The following is a 3,563-nucleotide window of genomic DNA, read 5'->3' as shown; positions in this document are numbered from 1 at the left end:
GTAGAGCGGCTGACCGGATCCGGTCTGCGAGCTCGGCGCTGCGCTTCCGGCGGGTTGCTGGACGGGGGGCGGCGTCTTGGCGCCCGAGAACCAGGTCGGCCCGAATCGCGCCAGGGCCGCGCCGGCCGCCACGCAGAGGATCCCAAAGGCGATCAGCGCCCAGAAGCCCGGTCCCAGGAGGCGACGGCGGCCATACAGCGCCGGGTCGCGCGGAGCGTCTGATTCAACGGGATCGGGAGCGAGCGTCATGCGCCATTCGTGCCCCACGCCGCCGCGCCGCGCAATCGTTGAGCTAGAGCGTAAGGAGGTCGAGCAGCGCGGTTTCGGTCGGGTGCGGCGCGGAGACCACGGACGCCAGCCGGCCGTCCTGCTCCGCCGTCCCGAGCGCTGCGGCCACGGACGGCGACAGGCACAAGGCCCGCAGGCTGGGCGCGGGACGGGCCTTCAGCACCCGCGCCAGCTTGCCCGCCGCGCGCGGCGAATAGAGCAAAACCGCGGCCATCGTTCCCAGCTGAGCCAGGGTGGCGGGTTCGGGGTCGCGCTCGACCGTTTCATAGACCGCCACGCGGCGGGCGGTCAGGCCGGCCGCGACCAGGGGCGAGACCAGGTCGCCGGCGGGCTCCTGAGCGCTGGGATGCAGCACGGCGCCGTCGATCCGAACCGCCTGCCCCACGATCAGGGCCGCCAGAGCGCCGACATCGCCGTCGGCGGACATGACTTCGGCGAAGCCGGCTTCGCGCGCGGCCCGTGCGGTGCGCTCTCCCACCGCGAAGACCGGGCGGCTTCTGTCGGCGCAAAGGCGGGCGAAGGCCTCCACACCGTTGACGCTGGTGAAGGCCAGGGCGGCGACGCCGTCCAGCGCGATCGCCGGCGACAGGAGGACCACCGCCAGCAGCGGATCCACCAACGGCGGCAGCCCCATGGCTGACAGGCGGGCGGCGGTCTCCTCGGCGCCCGGCGAGGCCCGGGTGATCCAGATCCGCGGCGCGGCCGCCACCATCGGCCTACTCGGTCAGAATGAGGGCGGGACCGCCCTCGACGCGGACGSCCGCGCCCAGCTCCAAGCCCAGGGCCCGAGCCTCGTCGGCGGCGTCGATGTTGGAGAGCGTGACCGAACCCTCGCGCCGGAAGCGCTGGACGCCGTCGGGGGTCAGGGCCTCGACGATCAGGCTCAGGCTCAGGCCGTCCAGCCGGGCATAGGCGCCGACCGCCGTGCGGCACGAACCTTCCAGGGCGTAGAGCGCGCCGCGTTCGGCGGCGACCGCCAGGGTGGTGACCTGGCAGCGCACGGCCTGCAGCCAGGGCAGGTCGACATCCTCGGCGCGGGTCTCGATGACCAGGGCGCCCTGGCCCGGCGCGGGCGGGGCGGCCAGGGGGTCGAGCCAGCTGCGCGTCAGGTGGCCCAGGTTCAGGCGGTTCAGGCCCGACTGGGCCAGCAGGATGGCGTCGGCTTCGCCGCGCTCCAGCTTGGCCAAGCGGGTGTCGACATTGCCGCGCAGCATGACGACGTCCAGGTCGGGCCGCACGTGCAGGGCCTGGGCCTGGCGCCGCAGCGAGGCGGTGCCCAGGCGCGCGCCCTTGGGCAGATCCTCCAGCCGCTCGGCGACATGGCTGATGAAGGCGTCGCGCGGATCCTCGCGCTCGGGCACGGCGGCTAAGACCAGACCCGGGGGAAGTTGGGCGGGCATGTCCTTCAGAGAATGGATCGCGCAGTCGATGCGGCCGTCCAGCAGGGCTTCCTCGATCTCCTTGGTGAACAGGCCCTTCCCGCCGATCTCCATCAGCCGGCGATCCTGGATGCGGTCGCCGCTGGTGACGATCGGGATCAGCTGGGCGAAGGCGTCGATGCCCCCCTCGCCACTTGGGCCGCCGCCCCAGCCGAGGGCGGCCGCGATGCGGGCCTGCATCAGGCCGGACTGGGCCAGCGACAGCTTGGAGCCGCGCGCGCCGATGCGGATGGGTTGCCGGGACACTGTCGGAACGTTACCTGCAGAGCGAGATCACAAGCCTTCGCTGCTACAGGAGCGGCGGGAACCCCGCAACCGCATGACGACCCTTACGAACTCAGGCCCGGCCAAAGCCGTCCTGACCATCCTTGGTCTGGAGACCAGCTGCGACGAGACCGCCGCGTCCGTCGTGCGCCGGAACGCGGACGGCCGCGTCGAGGTGCTGTCGTCGATCGTCGGCACCCAGTTCGAGCAGCACGCCCCGTTCGGCGGGGTGGTGCCCGAGATCGCCGCCCGCGCCCACGTGGAAGCCATCGACAGCGTCGTCGCCGAGGCGATGCGCGCGGCGGGCATCGGGTTCGACGCCCTGGACGGCGTGGCGGCCACCGCCGGACCCGGCCTGGTGGGCGGGGTGATGGTCGGCCTGGCGTTCGGCAAGGCCGTGGCCCTGGCCCGCGACTTGCCGCTCGTGGCGGTCAACCACCTGGAAGGCMACGCGGTCTCGGCCCGGCTGGGAGCGTCGATCKACTATCCGTTCCTGCTGCTGCTGGTCTCCGGCGGACACTGCCAGCTGCTGGAAGTGGCCGGGGTCGGGGCCTGCACCCGCCTGGGCACCACCATCGACGACGCGGCCGGCGAGGCCTTCGACAAGATCGCCAAGAGCCTGGGCCTGCCCTATCCGGGCGGTCCGGCCCTGGAAAAGCTGGCGGCCAGCGGCGACCCGAGCAAGTTCGACCTGCCCCGCGCCCTGCTGGGCCGCAAGGATTGCGACTTCTCGTTCTCTGGCCTGAAGACCGCCGCCGCGCGACTGGCCGAAAAAGTGACCGACGAACAATCGCGCGCCGACCTGGCCGCCGCCGTGCAGTTCGCCATCGCCCGCCAGCTGTCGGAGCGCACAGACCGGGCCATGAAGCTCTACGCCGCCGGCCATCCGGGCCAGGCCCTGCGCTTCGTCGTGGCCGGCGGCGTCGCGGCCAACGGCGCGGTGAAGGAGGCGTTGCGCAAGAACTGCGCCGACAACGGTTTCAGTTTCGACGCCCCGCCCCTGGCCTATTGCACCGACAACGCCGCCATGATCGCGCTGGCCGGGGCCGAGCGGCTGGCGATCGGGATTTCCGACGATCTGGACGCCGTGGCGCGTCCGCGTTGGCCGTTGGACGAGGCCGCCGCGTTATCCAATCCGAGCAACAGTTTCGGTCGCAAGGGAGCCAAGGCATGACCTTCAAGCACGCGGGCGTCATCGGCGCCGGAGCCTGGGGCACGGCCCTGGCCCAGGTCGCGGCCYGGGCCGGCCTTCAGGTCACCCTTCAGGCCCGCGAGCCCGAAGTGGTCGCCTCGATCGCCGCCGACCGCGAGAACACGATGTTCCTGGCCGGGGTGAAGTTGGAGGACGCGATCACCGCTTCGGCCGACATGGCCGCGCTGGCCGCCTGCGACCTGATCCTGGCCGTGCCGCCCGCCCAGCATCTGCGCTCGGCCCTCGCCGCCCTGAAGCCGCACCTGAAGCCGGGCGTGCCCGTGGTGCTGTGCTCAAAGGGCGTCGAGCAGGGCACGCTGAAGCTGATGAGCGACGTGGCCGCCGAGGTGCTGCCGGGCCAGCCGATCGCTGTGCTGTCG

General features: G+C 72.4%; 4 protein-coding genes and 1 pseudogene. 2 read left to right on the top strand and 3 right to left on the bottom strand.

Going from position 1 to position 3,563, the window contains the following annotated elements; genetic code table 11:
- From AC1DZ6_RS21435 to hemC, 3 genes and pseudogenes are all read right to left on the bottom strand, one after another.
- Nucleotides 1-249: pseudogene (locus AC1DZ6_RS21435) on the bottom strand (hypothetical protein); the annotation flags it as partial.
- 43 nt (nucleotides 250-292) lie between these two features.
- On the bottom strand, nucleotides 293-1,000 hold the full coding sequence (locus AC1DZ6_RS21430; protein ID WP_477099155.1) for a uroporphyrinogen-III synthase: 708 nt from the start codon (nucleotides 998-1,000) through the stop codon (nucleotides 293-295).
- A 4-nt stretch (nucleotides 1,001-1,004) separates the two neighbouring features.
- A complete protein-coding gene (hemC, locus tag AC1DZ6_RS21425) occupies nucleotides 1,005-1,973 on the bottom strand; it encodes a hydroxymethylbilane synthase (RefSeq protein ID WP_477099154.1) in 969 nt (322 codons plus the stop codon).
- A 73-nt stretch (nucleotides 1,974-2,046) separates the two neighbouring features.
- On the opposite strand from hemC, the gene tsaD reads away from it, so the two are divergent.
- Together tsaD and AC1DZ6_RS21415 are read left to right on the top strand one after the other, a co-directional pair.
- Nucleotides 2,047-3,165, top strand: coding sequence for a tRNA (adenosine(37)-N6)-threonylcarbamoyltransferase complex transferase subunit TsaD (gene tsaD / locus AC1DZ6_RS21420; RefSeq protein WP_477099153.1), 1,119 nt, complete (start codon nucleotides 2,047-2,049; stop codon nucleotides 3,163-3,165).
- The coding region (locus AC1DZ6_RS21415; RefSeq protein ID WP_477099152.1) for a 2-dehydropantoate 2-reductase N-terminal domain-containing protein at nucleotides 3,162-3,563 on the top strand (402 nt) is incomplete at its 3' end. The genes tsaD and AC1DZ6_RS21415, both read left to right, overlap by 4 nt.

The organism is Caulobacter sp. P1_B12_2, from assembly GCF_056406675.1.
This window is presented reverse-complemented; position numbering and strand designations above follow the sequence as displayed.